Source organism: Streptomyces spirodelae, from assembly GCF_017676385.1.
GTDB lineage: Bacteria > Actinomycetota > Actinomycetes > Streptomycetales > Streptomycetaceae > Streptomyces > Streptomyces spirodelae.
The window spans coordinates 12,604-30,098 of the sequence record NZ_JAFFZN010000004.1 but is presented as its reverse complement, the minus strand read 5'-3'; the positions used below and the strand labels follow the sequence as shown (position 1 = coordinate 30,098).

The following is a 17,495-nucleotide window of genomic DNA, read 5'->3' as shown; positions in this document are numbered from 1 at the left end:
GTGCGGGCTCAGCGGTGGCGAGCGCCCAGTTCCTTGTCCCGGGGGAACACCCGGACCAGCGTGTTCACCAGGTGATCGACGGCGTCGGCCCCCGGGCGGTCGGAGAGGTTCGACAGCAGCCGCACCATGGCGGCCATGACGGGAGGCGATTTCACGGCGTTCTGGGTGACGAGCGAGGTGAACAGCGGGCGCGCCATGAGGGAGGAGAAGACACGGCCCAGCCGGTAGTAGCGGCCCAGCCGGGTGGCGACCTCGCGGGGGTACCGCTCCAGCAGCTGGTCCCGTGAGGGGCCCGAGGGGCGGCTGAGGGCCTGGGGCACGAGGTCTGCCACGAGTTCCCCGGCTTCCATCGCGTAGGCGATTCCCTCGCCGTTGCACGGATTGACCATGCCGCCCGCGTCGCCGATCAGCAGGAGCCCCTGCCGGTGGTGCGGGAGCCGGTTGAAGCCCATGGGCAGCGCCGCGCCGCGCAGCGGGCCGTCGGCGTGTTCCTCGCCGCGCAGTCCCCATTCCCGCGGTGTCCGCTCCAGCCAGGGAGCGAGCATCTTGCGGATGTCGGTGGTGCCGGTGCGGGAGTCGTTGAGCACCCCGAGGCCCACATTGACCCTGCCGTCGCCCAGCGGAAAGATCCAGCTGTATCCGGGCAGGATGCGGCCGTCCGGGCGGCGGAGGTCGAGCCAGGACTCGAGGTAGGGGTCCTGGTGCTTGGCAGGGCTGCGGTAGTAGCGGCGTACGGCTGTGCCCACGGGGCGCTTGCCGAGCCGGGTGACGCCCATGGCCAGTCCGAGCCGTCCCGCGACGCCGTCGGCGGCGATCACCACAGGGGCCGAGAAGTCGCGTGGCTCCCCGTCGGGGCCGCATACCGCGCGAACTCCTGTGATGCGGCCCGACGCGTCCCGCAGCGGCGCCGTCACCTTGGTCCGCGTGTACAGTACGGCACCGGCGGCGACGGCCCGTTCGGCGAGAAGCTGGTCGAAGTCGTGGCGGGTGCGGGTCAGTCCGTAGCCCGGAAAGCTGTTGCTCTCCGGCCAGTCCACCTCGAGGGTCACCCCGCGTGAGACGAACCGCAGTCCGCGGTTGCGGCTCCACCCGGGAGCGGAGGTGTCGACACCCATACGTACGAGGTGCCGCACGGCACGCGGAGTCAGGCCGTCCCCGCAGACCTTCTCCCGTGGAAAGCCGGACTTCTCCAGCACGGCCACCTCCACCCCCTGGCGGGCGAGGTGGTAGGCGGCCGTGGCTCCGGCCGGCCCGGCTCCCACGACGAGTACCTGCGCTTCGCTGCGCGGCCCTGTCATACGGCGGGCTCCCGGCGTGGTGCCGTGTGCGGTCGCGGTGCCGTACGCGGTTCCTGCGGTGCCGTGTACGGTTCCTGCCGCGGGCCCTCGCCGGGCGGGCCGGAGCCCTGGGCCGGTGCCACGGCACGGTGCAGCGCGACGATGCCGCCCGTCAGGTTGCGCCAGGAGACCCGCGTCCAGCCCGCCTGCTGGATCAGCGAGGCGAGTGAGGGCTGGTCGTGCCAGGCGCGGATGGTGTCGGACAGGTAGGTGTAGGCGTCCGGGTTGCTGGAGATCCGGTCGGCGATACGCGGCAGCCCGCCCATCAGATACCGCAGGTACAGGGTGCGGAAGGGCGCCCAGGTGGGGTGGCTGAACTCGCAGACGACGAGCCGTCCGCCGGGCCGGGTCACCCGCGCCATCTCCCGCAGGGCCGCGCCGGGGTCGACGACGTTGCGCAGGCCGAACATGATGGTCACCGCGTCGAAGGCGGCCGTCCCGAAGGGGAGCCGCAGGGCGTCGCCGACCCGCAGGTCGAGGGAGCGGGCAGCGCCGCGGGCCACCATTCCGGGTGAGCGGTCGATGCCGGTGACGGTGGCCCCTGAACGGGCGAGTTCCGCGGTGGAGACCCCGGTGCCGCAGGCGACGTCCAGACATCTCTCGCCCGGCTGGAGGGCAAGCGCCGCACGGGTGCGGGCCCGCCAGAGCCTGTCCTGGCCGCAGGAGAGCAGGGTGTTGGTGCGGTCGTAGCGCCCGGCCGCTTCATCGAACATGCGGGTGACCTCGTCCGGGTGCTTGGCGAGACTCGCACGGCTCATGGGCAGCTCCTTGGTTCGGCGGCGGCTAGAGGTTTCCTCGCCGGTCCTGCTCACGCTCGACGGCTTCGAAGAGGGCCTTGAAGTTGCCCTTGCCGAAGCCCTGGCAGCCGTGCCGCTCGATCAGTTCGATGAAGAACGTCGGGCGGTCGACGAGGGGGCGCGTGAAGATCTGCAACAGATATCCGTCCTCGTCCCGGTCCACGAGTACGCCGCGCTCGCGCAGCTCGGCGATGTCCACGCGGACATCCCCGATACGGGCGCGCAGTTCGGGGTCGTCGTAGTAGGCGTCCGGGGTGGCCAGGAAATCCACTCCGGCTGCCCGCAGGGCGTCCGTGGCGGCCAGAATGTCGTGCGTTTCCAGCGCGATGTGCTGGACTCCGGGCCCGCGGTGGTACTGGAGGTATTCATCGATCTGGGAGCGCTTCTTTCCTGGGGCCGGTTCGTTCAGCGGGAGTTTCACCTTCCCGGTGCCGTCGGCGACGACCTTGCTCATCAGCGCTGAGTATTCGGTGGCGATGTCCTCACCGACGAACTCGGCCATCGTCGTGAAGCCCAGCACGCGCCGGTAGAAGTCGACCCACTTGTCCATGAGGCCGTGCTCCACACAGCCGACGGTGTGGTCCACCTGGTGGAAGAGCGGCGGCGAGGAGGGAGAGGGAACCACCGGCGGCGGCCCGAAACCCGGCAGGAAAGGCCCGGTGTAGGAGCCGCGCTCCACCAGGGTGTGCCGCAGTTCGCCGTACGTGGCGATCGCGGCGGTCCTCACCTGGCCGAACTCATCGGTGTGCGCCGTCGGCTCCTGGAGCACGGTCGCACCCGCCGCGGCCGCGTACGCCAGGCCCTCGTCGAGATTCGCGACCTGAAGTGCGACGTCGCTGACCCCGTCCCCGTGAGCGGCGGCCCACCGGGCGGCGCCGCTGTCCGGGGAGGCGCCGCCGGTGATGAGGAAACGCACCTGGCCCGAGGTGAGCAGGTACTCCGTCAGCCCGCTGCCGGAGGTCTCGTCACCCCGGTAGGCGGTCACTTCCATGGCGAAGGTGTTCACATAGAAGTGCACCGCCTGCCGGGCGTTGCCGACGCAGAGCCGGATGTGGTCGATTCCCAGAAGGTCGCACGGACGGTTCCCGGTGGCTTCGTTCAGGGGCGGGGAAATCCCTTCCGCCAAAACGGTGGCCTTGAGTTCCATAACCGAGGTCCTTTGCACTGCGTCACCTGACATGGCGGCACCTGACGGCACAAAGCCACCTGGCGCAGACGGTACGTGCTGTCGTACTGCAGGCCAGGCTCCTGGTGTGTGTCCGCCACGTCCGGTCACTCAGCCAAGTGAATATTTGACGCCGCAGGCCCAGCGGAGGCTTACCGCCGGGCAACGGCTGCAATTATTCGCCGGGCCGTGGAATGCGGACCTGTTCATCGAGAAGAAGGGTTCCAGGTGACCTCCTCGACGACCACGCGGCCGAGCGGTGTCGACCACGTCTCCGCCCCGGCGGTGCCCCCGCTGACCATGGACCGCTTGTCGTTCATCCTGTTCGGCCACTCCGCCTTCCAGTATCTGAACGCGGCCTGCGAGCTGGGACTGCTCGACCTTCTGACGGAGCGGGGCCCGCTGACCGAGGAGGAGATCCGGGCCCGGCTCGGGCTCCAGGAGCGGTCCTGCGCCGTCCTGCTGCTGGGCTGCACAGCGCTCGGCCTGACCGTCAAGGACGGATGCGACTACCGCGTCGCCGACCTCGTCACGGCACTGCGTGCGAACGGCACCTGGCAGAACATCAAGGACACCGTCGCCTTCGAGCAGGACATCGTCTACGAAGGGCAGGCCGACTTCACCGAATCGCTGCGGCGGAACAGGAACGTGGGCCTGCGCCGCATCCCCGGGGACGAGCCCGACCTCTACCAGCGGCTGAGCGGCAACCCCCGCCTGGAGTCGGTCTTCTACCGCTATATGAAGTCCTGGTCCGAGCTGGCCAACGAGCACCTGGTGCGTACCCTGGATTTGACGCACGCGCGTCGCCTGCTGGACTGCGGCGGCGGTGACGCGGTCAACGCCATCGCGCTGGCCCGGCACAATCCCGCGCTGGAGGTCACCGTGCTGGAGATCCCGGCCTCGGCCGGGATGACGTCGGACCGTATCGCTGCGGCCGGTCTGTCCGACCGGGTCGCTGTGCGCCCCTGCGACATGTTCGCCGATCCGTTCCCCACCGGCGTGGACTGCGTGCTGTTCGCCCATCAGCTCGTCATCTGGACGCCGGAGCAGAACACTGCGCTGCTGCGCAAAGCCTACGCGGCCTTGGCGCCGGGCGGCCGGGTGGTCGTCTTCAACTCGATGTCGAACGACGAGGGTGACGGTCCGCTCGTCGCGGCGCTCGACAGCGTCTACTTCGCCGCGCTGCCTGCCGAGGGCGGCATGATCTACCCCTGGCGGGTCCATGAGCGGTGTCTGCGGGAGGCCGGATTCGGGGCGGTGGAGCGCTTCCCCGTGCCCGGCTGGACCCCGCACGGGATCATCGTGGCCACCAAAGAGGCTCCGTGAACCCGTCCGAGCCGGCCGGCCCGGCCACGGCACCCGGCGCGGCCCCGGGTACGGCCTCGGATACGGCAGCAGGCACGGCCGCGGGTGCGGCCCCGGGCGGACTGGCCGCCTTTCTGCGGCTGGCGCGCGTGAAGTTCCTCTTCCAGAGCATGATGGTCACCGGATTCGGCGTCACCCTCGCCGTCCACGCGACCGGCGCGTTCTCGCTCGCCTGGTATCTGCTCACTCTGGGCTTCGCCTGGTCGACCCATCTGATGACGCACTTCTGCAACGAGTACTTCGACCTGGAGGCCGACCGGGCCAACTCCTCCCCCACCTCCTGGACCGGCGGCAGCCGCACTCTGGTGGACGGGCTGCTCAGCCCCACGGTGAGCCTCGCCTCGGCTTTCGTCACGCTCTTCGTCGGCATCGGGCTGACCGCCGTGATGCCGACCCTGCCCACCCGGCTGCTGGCCGTCTCGCTGATGGCCCTTGCCTGGTTCTACACGGCGCCGCCGCTGCGGCTGAACTACCGGGCGCTCGGGGAGGTGACCTGTGCGGCCGTGCTGTACGGCATGGGGCCGTTGCTGGCAGCGCTGCTCCAGTCCGATCAGCTCTCCCCGCTCCTGCTGTGGTGCACGGCGCTGGTCTGTGTGCTCCAGGTGCTCCGCTGCCTGATCATGAATCTCGCCGACATCGAAGGTGACCGGCTGGTCGGCAAGAACACGCTCGCCTCGGCCCTCGGTCCCGCGAGGCTGACCCGCCTGTACGCCTCGGGGCAGGCCACCCTGTACGCCGCTGTGCTCGCGCTGGCCGCGACCGGAGAGCTGCCGCCGCTGGTGGCGGTGGCTCAGCTGGCCTGCGCCCCGGTGGGACTCCACGTGCTGCGCGCCCTGTACACCGGCGCGATGGCCGACCGGCGCAAGGCGGACGGCGTCACCTTCTGGGCGTCCATGCAGCTGCCCCTGACCACCTGCGGGACGATCGTGGCGCTGTTGGCCGATCTCGCGCTGCGGGGCACTCCGGCCCCGGCCGAGTGGGTCGCCGTCGCCGCGGGCACCACCGTGCTGTTCGCCGGATGGCTGGCACGTACCGCACTGGCCGCCCGGCGCCGGCCGGCGGAGCAGCGGGCTGCGGAGCGCGCTCCGGCGGTCGGCGGGCAGGCGGAGAAGGCATGACCACCGTGGCGGGGGCGACTCCGGCCGACATCCGGGCTGCCCAGCAACTGTGCGAGCGAGCCCGCCTGCGGACGCTGCCGGCCCTTCGCCGGGCCGTCGGCCGCCTGCCAGGACCGCTGGCTCCCGCCGGCGCCTACCACTTCGGGTGGCATACCCGACCGGACACGTCGGAGATGACGGACGAGGCGGCTGAGGAGGTCGCGGGGCAGGAGGCGGAGGCGGCGGACACCGCGTGGGAGCCCGGTCCGGACAGCGGGAAGGCCGTACGCCCGGCACTGACGTATCTGGCCGCCGAGGCGCTGGGCGCGCCAGCGGAGCGTGCCGTTCCGGGAGCCGTCGCCGTCGAACTGGTGCACAACTTCACGCTGGTCCACGACGACATCACCGACGGGGACGCCACCCGCCGCGGCAGGCCCGCGCTGTGGAAGCGGTTCGGCGTGGGCCCGGCGCTGCTGGCCGGTGACGGGCTCCACGTGCTGGCCATGGACGCACTGCTGAGGCAGTCCGACGACCGTTCGGGTACGGCGGCGGCGCTCCTCAACCGCGCCCTCATCGCCACCATGTACGGGCAGGTGCGGGACCTCGGCTTCGTCCAGCGGCCCTGGGCCGGGCCGTCCGCTGTCTCGGTTGCCGAGTACCGCGCCGCCGCCAAGGGTAAGACGGGAGCGCTGCTGGCTTGCGCGGCCGCGCTGGGCGCCCTGCTCGCGGGCGGCCGGCCGCGCGAGGTGGCGCGTTTCGCCGCTTTCGGCCGCCATCTGGGCGTCGCGTTCCAGTGCGCCGACGACATCCTCGGGCTGTGGGGTGACCGGCTGCGCACAGGCAAGCCGGTCGGCAACGACCTTCTGCTGGCCAGGAAGACGATTCCGGTCCTGCTCGCGCTCAACGCCGACGCGCCTGCGGCCGCGCGGCTGCGGGAACTCCTGAGCCGCGAGGGCGGCTCTCTCACCCCGCAGGAGGTGCCGGAGGTCCTCGGACTGATCGGCGAGGCCGGTGGTGAGCAGGCCACCCGGCGGGAAGCCGAGCATCAGACGGCGATGGCGCTCCGGGCGCTGGCGGCGGTGCCCATGTCCGGTGAGGCGCGCCGGCGGTTCGCCGCCATGACCGCCTATCTGACCCGGCGGAGCTCCTAGCGGTGCTGCGTCAGTGGTGGCGGCGCACCGGCGCGGACCTGCCGTGGGGTGATCCGCTGCTCTCGCACCGGTCGGCGATGGAAGGCCATCTCTGGCGGTTCACCGACCCCGCCCGGCGCCGGGTGCTGCTGGTGGCCTGTGGCGTCAACGAGCGGCGCGGCCGCCGCTGGGGGACGGTGGTGGTGGCGGCCAGCCCCTCCCTCGTACGGTCGGTGACGCTCGACGGCGTACGCGCGGACACCGACCGCTTCGCCGTGCATGCCGCTCCGGCGCTCTCCTTCGCGCAGGACCGCCTGCGGGTGTCCCTGCCGGATGTGGACCTGGAGCTGGCCGTCGTTCCCCGCGCCCGCCGCCGTACGCTCCTGCCCGCCGCCGGGGTCTTCTCGCTGGTGCCGTGGCTCAACCACTATTGGTATCCCTACCTCTTCGACGCCCGGGTCGAGGGCACGGCACGGCTCGCGGGCGAACACTGGGACCTGACGGGTTGCCAGGCGTACGCGGAGAAGTCGTGGGGGCGCGGCTTTCCTCCGGCCTGGTGGTGGGGCCAGGCCCACGGTTTCGACCGCCCCGACGTGAAGGTGGCGTTCGCCGGGGGGCTGCTGGGGAGGGGGCGCTGTACGGTGCCCGTCGGCGGGCTGGTGCTGGTCGCGGGGGACCACCGCATCGATCTGTTCCCGCCCTCGGCCGTGGTCCGGGGTGGCGCTCGGGGTGACCGCTGGTCGCTCACGGCCCTCGGTCCGCGCCACCGGGTACGGCTGAGCGGCCAGGGCGCGGGCAGCCCATTGCTGCGGCTGCCCATTCCCGCGCTGAGCCCGCATCGGCTCGGCCACTCCGAACAGCATCTGACCGGCGAGGTCAGCCTGGAGGTCCAGCGCTGCGGCCGACCGCTCTACTCGGGCACCTCACGCCTCGCCGGGCTGGAGACGGGGCGAGCGCCAGGGACCCGTTGAAGGACGGTCGACGGTCATCGTCCGCCTGGCGGCAGCGCGGGAACGGGGACGAAGGCTCGGATGCGGTGGCGTGGCCCGCGGCGCGGTTCCGAGCCTTCGTCCGGGGAACCGCTCAGTCGGTGCCGGATTCCATCGCGGCGCGGTCCAGCAGTTCGTCGTCGCCGGAGACCTCGCCACGGGAGGCGATGGCCTCGGCGCCGCCCTCGGGCAGCGCGCCGATCAGCCCGGTCGCTGCGGCCTGGTCGGCGCCGATGGCCGGGTCGGAGGTGCTGATCAGCCCGAGCCCGGCGTACTGCTCCAGCTTGGCGCGCGAGTCGGCGATGTCCAGGTTGCGCATGGTGAGCTGGCCGATGCGGTCCACGGGGCCGAACGCGGAGTCCTCGGTGCGCTCCATGGAGAGCTTGTCCGGGTGGTAGCTGAAGGCGGGCCCCGTGGTGTCGAGGATGGAGTAGTCCTCACCCCGCCGCAGCCGCAGCGTGACCTCGCCGGTGACGGCCGCACCGACCCAGCGCTGCAGCGACTCGCGCACCATCAGCGCCTGCGGGTCCAGCCAGCGGCCCTCGTACATCAGCCGGCCGAGGCGCCGCCCCTCGTTGTGGTACTGCGCCAGGGTGTCCTCGTTGTGGATCGCGTTGACCAGGCGCTCGTAGGCCGCGTGCAGCAGGGCCATGCCGGGCGCCTCGTAGATCCCGCGGCTCTTGGCCTCGATGATCCGGTTCTCGATCTGGTCCGACATCCCCATGCCGTGCCGCCCGCCGACGGCGTTGGCCTCCATCACCAGGTCGACCGGGGAGGCGAACTCCTTGCCGTTGATCGTCACCGGGCGGCCCTGCTCGAAGCCGATCGTCACATCCTCGGTGGCGATCTCGACCGAGGGGTCCCAGAACCGGACGCCCATGATCGGCTCCACGCTCTCCACGCCGGTGTCCAGGTGCTCCAGGGTCTTGGCCTCGTGGGTGGCGCCCCAGATGTTGGCGTCCGTGGAGTACGCCTTCTCCGTGCTGTCCCGGTAGGGAAGGTCGTGGGCGAGGAGCCACTCCGACATCTCCTTGCGGCCGCCGAGCTCGGTCACGAAGTCGGCGTCCAGCCAGGGCTTGTAGATCCGCAGGTTCGGGTTGGCGAGCAGACCGTAGCGGTAGAACCGCTCGATGTCGTTGCCCTTGAAGGTGGAGCCGTCGCCCCAGATCTGCACGTCGTCCTCGAGCATCGCCCGGACCAGCAGGGTGCCGGTGACGGCGCGGCCGAGCGGCGTGGTGTTGAAGTAGGCGCGCCCGCCCGAGCGGATGTGGAAAGCGCCGCAGGTGAGCGCCGCGAGGCCCTCCTCGACCAGCGCCGCGCGGCAGTCGACCAGGCGGGAGATCTCGGCGCCGTAGGTCTTCGCACGTCCGGGCACCGAGGCGATGTCGGGCTCGTCGTACTGGCCGATGTCGGCGGTGTAGGTGCACGGGACGGCGCCCTTGTCGCGCATCCATGCGACGGCGACGGAGGTGTCGAGGCCGCCGGAGAAGGCGATGCCGACGCGCTCGCCGGCGGGCAGGGAGGTGAGGACCTTGGACATAGGAAGATTATGCATAATCACGCATGCTCATGCAAAGGGAAATCTGCAACGGCCCGCGCCGAGCCGCACCAAGGCGGAGCTGAACTCCCCTGCGCCGGCCCGAAACCGCCCGTGCCGGCCGCGGCTAGAAGACGTCCGGGATCTCCGGGAGGGAGCCCGAGAGCCCTGCCGAGGGGGCGGGGAGGTCCTGCTCGGCCCAGATGATCTTGCCTCCCTCGGTGTAGCGGGTGCCCCAGCGGCGGCTGAGCTGGGCGACGAGGAACAGGCCGCGTCCCCCTTCGTCGGTGGTGCGCGGATGGCGCAGCCGTGGCGAGGTGCTGCTGCCGTCGGTGACCTCGCAGCTGAGCACCGTATGACGGATGAGGCACAGCCGGATGGGGCCCGCGCCGTGCCGGATGGCGTTGGTCACCAGCTCGCTGACCATCAGCTCCGTGGTCAGCAGCAGGTCCTCCAGGCCCCACTCCCTCAGCTGGCGGGCGGCCATCGACCGGGCCTTGGAGACGATGGCAGGGTCGTTGGGCAGGTCCCAGGAGGCGACACCGGTCTCGGTCAGGGCGCGTGTACGGGCGATGAGCAGGGCCGCGTCGTCAGAGGGCGGACTGGTCAGCAGGCTGTCCAGCACGGCCGAGCTGAGGGCCTCCAGCGGCAGCTCCCGCTGCGCCAGGACGTTTGTCAGCCGGCCCAGGCCCACCTCGACATCCGGATCGCAGGCGCTGAGCAGACCGTCGGTGTAGAGAGCGAGGAGGCTCTCGGAGGGCAGCTCCAGCTCAGCGGACTCGAAGGGCAGACCTCCCAGCCCCAGCGGGGGTCCGGCGGGCAGGTCGGGGAACGTGACGGTGCCGTCCGGGTACACCACCGCGGGCGGCGGGTGGCCGGCACGCGCCATCGTGCAGCGCCCGGTCACCGGGTCGTACACGGCGTACAGGCAGGTGGCGCCGAGCACGGTGATCGCGCTCACATCCGGCGACGGCTCATCGGCCGGGGATGCCTCCTCCTCCGTGAGGCGCATGACCAGGTCGTCCAGGTGTGCCAGCAGCTCGTCGGGAGGCAGTTCCATATCGGCGAGGGTGTGCACGGCGGTACGCAGCCTGCCCATGGTCGCCGCCGCGTTGATGCCGTGGCCCACCACATCGCCCACGATGAGGGCCACGCGGGCCCCGGACAGCGGGATCACATCGAACCAGTCGCCGCCGACGCCGCCACCCGCGCCGGAGGGGAGATAGCGGGACGCCACCTCGATGGCCGTGCCGCCGCTCAGGGCGTGCGGGAGCAGGCTGCGCTGGAGGGTCAGCGCCGCCGTGTGCTCGCGCGTGTAGCGGCGGGCGTTGTCCACGCACAGCGCGGCCCTGGAGACCAGATCCTCGGCGAGCAGGACATCATCGTCCTCGAACGGCGTCGGGTACCGCGAGCGGACGAACGAGGCCACGCCCATGATGGTGCCGCGCGCACGCACCGGAACCGCGATCAGCGAGTGCATGCCGAATCGGCGGATCTTCTCCACCCGTGCGGGATCGTCCTCGAGCCACTGGCTGCTGCCGACGAGGTCCCGGTCCAGCAGCGCCTCGCCTGTCGTGAACGCGCGGACGAAGGGCGAAGTGGGGTCGATGGTGACCTGCTCTCCCCGCTGCGCCACCGCCTCCGGGGTCCCCTCGGTGACCGACCGCAGCCCCGAGCGCCGGAAGGTGGGCAGGCCGCCGACCGGCCGCGGTGCCGGCTCCTCGCCGCTGACCACCGACTCCACCAGGTCCACGGTGACGAAGTCGGCGAAGCCCGGTACGGCGACATCGGCCAGTTCCTGCGCGGTGCGCTCCACATCGAGCGTGCTGCCGATACGGGTGCCGGCCTCATTGATCAGCATGAGGCGCTCGCGGGCCCGCCACCTCTCGGTGACATCCATGACGACGTAGCACAGCCCCAGGACATTGCCGCCCGGCTCGTCGAGGCGGAAGAACGAGGTGGAGTAGGCGTGCTCCCGGTTCGGGTCGGCCATGGTCCAGCCCCGGTACTCGTAGTCGATCACCGGAGTGCCGGTCGTCAGGACCTGCCGCATCTGAGCCTCCAGCGCTTCGGTGTCCAGGCCCGGGAGCGTGTCCGCCAGACGGCGCCCCAGCCGCTCCTCGCGCGGGACCCCGCCGCGGCGTTCGAGCTCGTCGTTGATCCACACGTAGCGCAGGTCCGGGCTGAGGACAGCCATGGCCAGCGGGGACCGCGTCAAGAACGCCTCCAGCACCGAGCCGCCCAGCGCCCACGAGGGCGCCTTCCCCAGGTCGACAGCGGAGACGAGCCAGGAATCGCTGCCGTTCAGATCGGACAGCGGGCAGGCGCGCAGGCCCACCTCCACCGGGCGGCCGCTGCGGTGCCGTACGGTCGCCAGCCCTGACCAGCCGCCCTCGGCGCGGCTGTGCTCGGCCACGATCGCGGCTCTGGCCACGTCCTCGCCGGAGGTCAGCAGCTCCTGGGCCGACCGGCGCACCACATCTGCGGCCGGGTAGCCGACCAGAGCCTCGGCGGCGGGAGTCCAAGCGATGATCGTCCCCTCGGCGTCGATCACCGCCATGGCGGGGTCGGGCGCGTCGAGCGGACGCAGCGGTTCGGTTGGGGGTGGCTGTTCGGAAGAAACCATGGGCAGAGCCCTTCTGCGGGCTTCCTTCCTGCCTCCAGTCTACGAGCACCGGGCAGACCGCGCCGGGCCAGTGACTCCCTCCGGGGGTCGGTCCTTGCGGAAGCCGTGCGACCGGCGGAAAGACGACGGTGCCGAGGCCGGGCGGCCTCGGCACCGTCGTTTTTCCGTGTTCCGGTTTGCTCAGCGTTACCGGTGTGCTCAGCGCGCGAGCAGCTGGGCGCAGCGGATGAGGCCCAGGTGCGAGTACGCCTGGGGGTGATTGCCCAGGGAGCGCTCGGCGATGGGGTCGTACTCCTCGGACAGGAGCCCGGTGGGGCCTGCCGTGTCGACGATCTGCTGGAACAGTTCGGCGGCTTCGGTACGGCGCCCGGTGAGCAGATACGCCTCGATGAGCCAGGCGGCACACAGGTGGAAGCCGCCTTCGTCGCCGGGCAGACCGTCGTCACGGCGGTATCGGTAGACGGTCGAGCCGCTGCGCAGCTCGGCCTCGATGGCGGTGACGGTGGCGGTGAAGCGCTCGTCGGTGGGATCGATGAGGCCGGAGAGCCCCACGTGGAGGGAGGCCGCGTCCAGGTCGAGCCCGTCGTAGGCGGTGGTGAAGGACTGGACCTTGGGGTTCCAGCCCTTCTCCAGGACGTCCTGGGCGATACGGTCGCGCAGGGGCGCCCAGGACGGGTCGGCCCTGCGGTCGTAGACGGCGGCGAGCTCGACCGCACGGTCGAGCGTCACCCAGCACATGACCTTGGAGTAGACGTGGTGGCGGGGAGCGTCGCGCTCCTCCCAGATGCCGTGGTCGGGCTCGTCCCAGCGGCGCGAGACGGCGGCGGCCATGGACTCGACCAGCTCCCAGTCCCGGTCGCGGATATGGCCGGTGGCCTGCGCCAGGTGCGCGATCAGCTCCACGACGGGGCCGAACACATCGAGCTGGACCTGCTGGTCGGCCAGGTTGCCCACCCGCACGGGGCGCGAGCCGGCGTACCCGGGCAGGCCGTCGATGACGGCCTCGGGGCCCAGACCTGTGCCCTGGAGGGTGTAGAGGGGGTGCAGCCGCTCGGGTCCTGGCAGGCTGTCAAGCACCCGGTGCAGCCAGTCCAGAAACGCCTCGGCCTCGCCGGTCGAACCGAGGGTGACCAGCGCCTGCGCTGTCATCGACCCGTCCCGTACCCAGCAGTAGCGGTAGTCCCAGTTGCGTACGCCGCCGATCTCCTCGGGCAGCGAGGTGGTGGCAGCGGCCATGATGCCGCCGGTCTCGGAGTCGCACAGGCCCCGCAGGGTCAGCGCGGAGCGGGCCACCAGCTCTTGCTCGACGGCGGGCAGGGTCAGCTTGCTCACCCACTCCGACCAGTACCGCTCGGCCGTCTCGCGGCGCTCCGGTTCCGGGGCGGGAGCGGCCGTCAGGTCGTCGGTGCCGCAGCGCAGCTCCAGTACCACCGGCTCCCCCTCGACCAGGTCGACGACCGCACGGGCGGTCTCGTTCACGCCGTCGGAGGTGACCTCCCAGCGGACTCCGGGCGAGCGCAGCACCATCGGCTCGGCGGTGCCCAGCACCCGCAGCCCCTCGCCCTCGGCCACCAGCCGGACCGGTACCTGGCCGAACTCCGGACGGGGAGCGAACTCCACCTCTGCGGCCGTGCTCCCGGTCAGCACCCGGACCACCTGAGTACGGTGCGCGGGCAGCCCGTGCTCCAGGTAGTCGGTCACCAGCAGCCGCGACCAGCGGGTCTCGACCGTCATGGTCCCCGGCACATAGCGCTGCCCCAGGGGGAGCGGGCTGCGCGGCCCCGCGCCCGCGGCGCCGGCCCCGCCGCCCGCGCGACGGTGGGGCCGGACGGAGAAGTGGCCGGCTCCGGGGCCGCCCAGCAGGTCGGCGAAGACCGCGCCCGCGTCCGGGCCCGGGTGGCACATCCAGGACAGCCGCGCGTCCGGGGTCAGCAGCGCGACGGTGTTCTCGTTGGAGAGCATCGTCAGCCGCTCGATCGGCGGGCTGTGCTGCCCGTACAGCCAGGCGCGCCGCTCCTCCAGCAGGAACGCCAGCGCGGTCGCCACCTCGGTGGCGTCGGCGATCCGGTAGCCGGCCAGGGTCTCGCCCTCACCGACCTTGATACCGACGTCCGGGCCCTGCAGGCGGGCGAAGGCACGCTCGTCCGTGGTGTCGTCACCGAAGTAGACGGCCGCACTCGCGCCCACCTCGTGCCTCAGTGCCTCCAGCGCGTTGCCCTTGTCGGTCGCGATCACCGACAGTTCGATGACGGCCTTGCCCTCGGTGACGTGTATGCCCTCCCAGGTGGCGGGGCCCGATCGGACCGCCTCCAGCGCCCACTGGGCCGCCTCGGCCTCGGCGCGCCGCAGATGCACCGCGACGCCGGCCGGCTTGGACTCCAGCGTCACCCCGGCCGCCCGCGCCGCCACCTCTTCCAGTGCGGTCTGCAGCTCGGCTCGCAGCCTTGCCGCCTCCGGTTCGAGCTGATGCACGAAACCCACATCGAACTCCGAACCGTGGCTGCCCACCAGATGCACCTCCGAGGGCAGCCGCGACAGGGTCGCCAGGTCACGCAGTGCCCGACCGGAGATCAGTGCAGCCGTCGTCGCGGGCAGTCCCGCCAGCGAACGCAGCGCGTGCACCGACTCGGGAACCGGCCTGGCCTGGGCCGGATCGGGCACGATCGGCGCGAAAGTACCGTCGTAATCACTGGCGACCAGCAAGCGCGGAACACGGGCAAGCTGCACCAGAGCACGCCGCAACTCGGCGGGCAGGGCCTCGGCGGTCAACGCCTCACTCTCCAACTTGTGTAGTGACAGAACAGGCAGGAAGAACAGCGGTGGGGGCTCGGGGGCCGTGGCGGCCCCGTCCGGTCGGGGCGCGTCCAGCACCTCGGTGACCGGTTTCATCGAGCGGTGACCGGTTTCATCCGGCGCACGATATCCGTCGCGGTGGGGGTGGCAGCCGCCGACTGTCCCGGCGCCGGTGCCAGAGACGTCGAAGGAGCCGCAGGCGTACTCGCGGAACGTCCGACCCGAGCATAGGGAGGAGCAGTGCCGCCGGAGCGCGTGTCTCAAGGACCGGAATCAGGGGGTCTTCGCCGGCGTCGCCGAAGGTGCCGACCGCCTGCGGACGCCCGCTCTCCGGGGTCCCCGAACGGCCGTTGTGCCGAGCACAGTTGGTGCTCCCGGTCGGCGGCTGCAATGTCACGCACCGAAGGCTAGGAGGGACCCGGCAGCGTCGTCAACACTTTGATCGAAGCACTTCGAAAGGCCCTTCGAAAGCACGCGGAGTCGGCCGGTGAGCTGGCCGGTGAGCGGCGGGGCTCGGGGGTCGCGCGGTAGTCGCGGGTCAGGCGGTGGCGCGCGAGACGTAGGAGAGTTCGAGGCGGGTGTGCTGGATGGGGCGGTCGGGTTCGCGGATGCGGTCGAGGAGTATCTGGGCCGCCAGTCGGCCCGACTCCCGGAACGGCTGCCGGACAGTGGTCAGATCCAGCGCCTCGGCGAAGTCTCCGTCGTCGAATCCCACAACGGCCAGGTCTCCGGGGACACGCAGCCCGCGCTCACGTGCGGCCCGCAGCACACCGGCCGCCAGACAGTCGTCGTGGGCGAAGACGGCCGTGGGCGGCTGCCCGGACGCCAGCAGCTCCCCGGCAGCCTGCGCAGCGGCCTCCACGCTGTGCTCGACCAGCCGCACCCCCTCGTCCGGCAGCTTCAGCCCGGCCTCGCCCAGTCCGGCACGGAAGCCGCCCAGCCGCTCTTTGCACTGCGAGGCGAACTCCGCCGACGCCTGGACCTCGCCCACGAAACCGAACCGGGTGTGTCCAGCGTCCACCAGCCGCCGCGCGACCAGCCGCCCCCCGGCCGCGTCATCGATCTCCACACTGCTGAAGTCGGCCCGCGCCAACTCCACCAGCACCGTCGGCAGCCCCCGGCTACGCAACCGGTCAGCCACCTCGCCGACCAGCGGCAACGACATCACGATCAGCCCGTCCAGCCGCCGGGTCAGCGGCAGACCTGCCAGCACAGGCGCCGCAGCGGCAGCCGAGACCTCGTCGTAGACCACCACCTCGAAGTCCAGCCCCTCGACCGCCTCCAGCACCCCCTCCAGCCGCCGGGCGAACGTCGGATACGTGGTGAACGGCGCCATCACCCCGATCCGTCCCACGCGCTTCCGCGCCCGGGACGCCGCCTCGGCGCGCGGCACGAACCCCAGCTCGTCGACGGCCGTCATGATCCGGCCCAAGGTCGCAGGGCGCACCTTCGACGGAGCGTTCAACGCCAGCGAGACCGTCGAGATGCTGACCCCGGCCCGCTCGGCGACGTCGTAGATAGTGGCCCGGCTCATCCCCGCATCCTCCCTCACGCCCCACCCACGCCCGACGACAACCGACGCCGCCGCGAACCGGCACTGTCCCGGCCGGGGGGCTGGTGAGTGGTCAGGGCCGACGATCCCGACCCCGGCTCCTGGCCTGCTCGACACACCGTGCGTCACGATACCAATCCGTATCGAAGTGCTTCGGCGAGTGGCGGGCGACAGGCGGTCGGGAAGTCGAACTGCGCCACTTGTGTGCATATGGAGGCTCGGACCTGCAGCCGACGTGGTGGCGGGGTACCTCGCTTGTATGAGGCCATCGCCCTGTGCCGGCTGCGGCTGCGGCCGCGGGAGGAGTCGCCCGCGCCCGGAACCGACAGCGAGGCGCTCTCCGCTCCCTCGGGCGCGGTGAGAAGTGACCGAGCACCGGCGGGGCACCTGAGACGCACACGGCCGGCCGCACGACGACATGTGCAGGTCCCAGGTGCCGCTGGTCGGCCACCCTGCCGAGCTCACGCCGCCCCCGCTCCGGTGCGCAGCGGGAAACGGCAGCCGCTCCGGAAGGAAGAGAGAAAGGAAACGAGATGACCACCGGAAAAGTGAAATGGTTCGACTCGGAAAAGGGCTACGGGTTCATCGAGCAGGACGAGGGCGGGCCGGATGTGTTCGCCCATCAGACCAATATCGACGTCCCCGGCTACCGGGAGCTCACCGAGGGCCAGCAGGTCGAATTCGATGTCACGCAGGGGCAGAAGGGGCTCCAGGCCGAGAACATCCGGCCGCTGTGAGCGCGGGCGCCCGACTCCTCAGGTGTTGGGCGCCTCGGCGCTGATCCCGCCGGGCACCGAATGCGGGTCCTCGAGGTCGGCCACATCGCCCAGCGAGACGACGCCACCACGTCACCGCCCTCGGCGAGGCCCCGGATGACCAGGTCGCGGCCGGTCACCAGGCCCTGCGGCCTGTCGCCCTCGGTCACGACCACAGCGCCGGGCGGGCCGTGACCTGGCCCTCGTGGCCCGACGGCGGGTCGACCAGTCCGATTGTTCCGCCATAGCGGGAATCATTCCGCCCCGCCCTCTTGATTTGTGTGTGCTGCGCTTTCTTCGCCGTCGGCTCTGGTGCAGTTGTGCTTCGTCAGGTGGCGGCTGCGTGACAGCC

General features: G+C 71.4%; 11 protein-coding genes and 2 pseudogenes. 5 read left to right on the top strand and 8 right to left on the bottom strand.

The features are described from left to right. Positions 1–8: 8 nt before the first annotated feature. The 3 genes and pseudogenes from JW592_RS06030 to hppD all read right to left on the bottom strand — a co-directional run bounded on the left by JW592_RS06030 (position 9) and on the right by hppD (position 3,281). The gene (locus tag JW592_RS06030; protein WP_209263848.1) at positions 9–1,298 is read right to left on the bottom strand and encodes a geranylgeranyl reductase family protein; all 1,290 of its coding nucleotides are present in this window, start codon (positions 1,296–1,298) and stop codon (positions 9–11) included. Positions 1,299–1,411: 113 nt separating this feature from the next. Further along, positions 1,412–2,095: pseudogene (locus JW592_RS06025) on the bottom strand (demethylmenaquinone methyltransferase); the annotation flags it as partial. Between the two features lie 25 nt (positions 2,096–2,120). Continuing rightward, a complete protein-coding gene (gene hppD, locus JW592_RS06020) occupies positions 2,121–3,281 on the bottom strand; it encodes a 4-hydroxyphenylpyruvate dioxygenase (protein WP_229375277.1) in 1,161 nt (386 codons plus the stop codon). Positions 3,282–3,599: 318 nt separating this feature from the next. Here hppD and JW592_RS06015 point away from each other — a divergent pair, with 318 nt between their 5' ends. The 4 genes from JW592_RS06015 to JW592_RS06000 are packed head-to-tail and all read left to right on the top strand — an operon-like array spanning position 3,600 to position 7,862. Then, positions 3,600–4,625, top strand: coding sequence for a methyltransferase (locus tag JW592_RS06015; protein WP_209264114.1), 1,026 nt, complete (start codon positions 3,600–3,602; stop codon positions 4,623–4,625). Beyond that, entirely contained in the window at positions 4,622–5,782 is a 1,161-nt protein-coding gene (locus tag JW592_RS06010; RefSeq protein ID WP_307805303.1) for a prenyltransferase, read from the top strand. The genes JW592_RS06015 and JW592_RS06010 overlap by 4 nt, the downstream gene beginning before the upstream one ends. Beyond that, positions 5,779–6,912 (top strand): polyprenyl synthetase family protein, encoded by a 1,134-nt coding sequence (locus JW592_RS06005; protein ID WP_209263845.1) that lies wholly within the window; start codon positions 5,779–5,781, stop codon positions 6,910–6,912. Before JW592_RS06010 ends, JW592_RS06005 begins: the two co-directional genes overlap by 4 nt. A gap of 2 nt (positions 6,913–6,914) precedes the next feature. Continuing rightward, positions 6,915–7,862 (top strand): tocopherol cyclase family protein, encoded by a 948-nt coding sequence (locus JW592_RS06000; protein ID WP_209263844.1) that lies wholly within the window; start codon positions 6,915–6,917, stop codon positions 7,860–7,862. Between the two features lie 112 nt (positions 7,863–7,974). Here the strand turns inward: JW592_RS06000 and argG are convergent, their stop codons facing one another. The 4 genes from argG to JW592_RS05980 all read right to left on the bottom strand — a co-directional run bounded on the left by argG (position 7,975) and on the right by JW592_RS05980 (position 16,370). Continuing rightward, positions 7,975–9,420 (bottom strand): argininosuccinate synthase, encoded by a 1,446-nt coding sequence (gene argG / locus JW592_RS05995; RefSeq protein ID WP_209263843.1) that lies wholly within the window; start codon positions 9,418–9,420, stop codon positions 7,975–7,977. A 124-nt stretch (positions 9,421–9,544) separates the two neighbouring features. Beyond that, a complete protein-coding gene (locus JW592_RS05990) occupies positions 9,545–12,043 on the bottom strand; it encodes a SpoIIE family protein phosphatase (RefSeq protein ID WP_209263842.1) in 2,499 nt (832 codons plus the stop codon). Between the two features lie 198 nt (positions 12,044–12,241). Beyond that, entirely contained in the window at positions 12,242–14,932 is a 2,691-nt protein-coding gene (gene otsB, locus JW592_RS05985; RefSeq protein ID WP_209263841.1) for a trehalose-phosphatase, read from the bottom strand. Positions 14,933–15,374: 442 nt separating this feature from the next. Next, entirely contained in the window at positions 15,375–16,370 is a 996-nt protein-coding gene (locus JW592_RS05980; RefSeq protein WP_209263840.1) for a LacI family DNA-binding transcriptional regulator, read from the bottom strand. A gap of 551 nt (positions 16,371–16,921) precedes the next feature. Between JW592_RS05980 and JW592_RS05975 the strand changes: the two genes are divergently transcribed. After that, positions 16,922–17,125, top strand: coding sequence for a cold-shock protein (locus tag JW592_RS05975; protein ID WP_209263839.1), 204 nt, complete (start codon positions 16,922–16,924; stop codon positions 17,123–17,125). 110 nt (positions 17,126–17,235) lie between these two features. Here JW592_RS05975 and JW592_RS32550 read toward each other — a convergent pair. Beyond that, a pseudogene (locus JW592_RS32550) lies at positions 17,236–17,325 on the bottom strand (CBS domain-containing protein); the annotation flags it as partial. Positions 17,326–17,495 lie beyond the last annotated feature (170 nt).

Bases quoted from the DNA above. Each gene is read 5' to 3' on its own strand.
- JW592_RS06030 (WP_209263848.1), bottom strand. From the start codon at position 1,298: ATGACAGGGCCGCGCAGCGAAGCGCAGGTACTCGTCGTGGGAGCCGGG.
- hppD (WP_229375277.1), bottom strand. From the start codon at position 3,281: ATGGAACTCAAGGCCACCGTTTTGGCGGAAGGGATTTCCCCGCCCCTG.
- JW592_RS06015 (WP_209264114.1), top strand. From the start codon at position 3,600: ATGGACCGCTTGTCGTTCATCCTGTTCGGCCACTCCGCCTTCCAGTAT.
- JW592_RS06005 (WP_209263845.1), top strand. From the start codon at position 5,779: ATGACCACCGTGGCGGGGGCGACTCCGGCCGACATCCGGGCTGCCCAG.
- argG (WP_209263843.1), bottom strand. From the start codon at position 9,420: ATGTCCAAGGTCCTCACCTCCCTGCCCGCCGGCGAGCGCGTCGGCATC.
- JW592_RS05990 (WP_209263842.1), bottom strand. From the start codon at position 12,043: ATGGTTTCTTCCGAACAGCCACCCCCAACCGAACCGCTGCGTCCGCTC.
- otsB (WP_209263841.1), bottom strand. From the start codon at position 14,932: ATGAAACCGGTCACCGAGGTGCTGGACGCGCCCCGACCGGACGGGGCC.
- JW592_RS05980 (WP_209263840.1), bottom strand. From the start codon at position 16,370: ATGAGCCGGGCCACTATCTACGACGTCGCCGAGCGGGCCGGGGTCAGC.
- JW592_RS05975 (WP_209263839.1), top strand. From the start codon at position 16,922: ATGACCACCGGAAAAGTGAAATGGTTCGACTCGGAAAAGGGCTACGGG.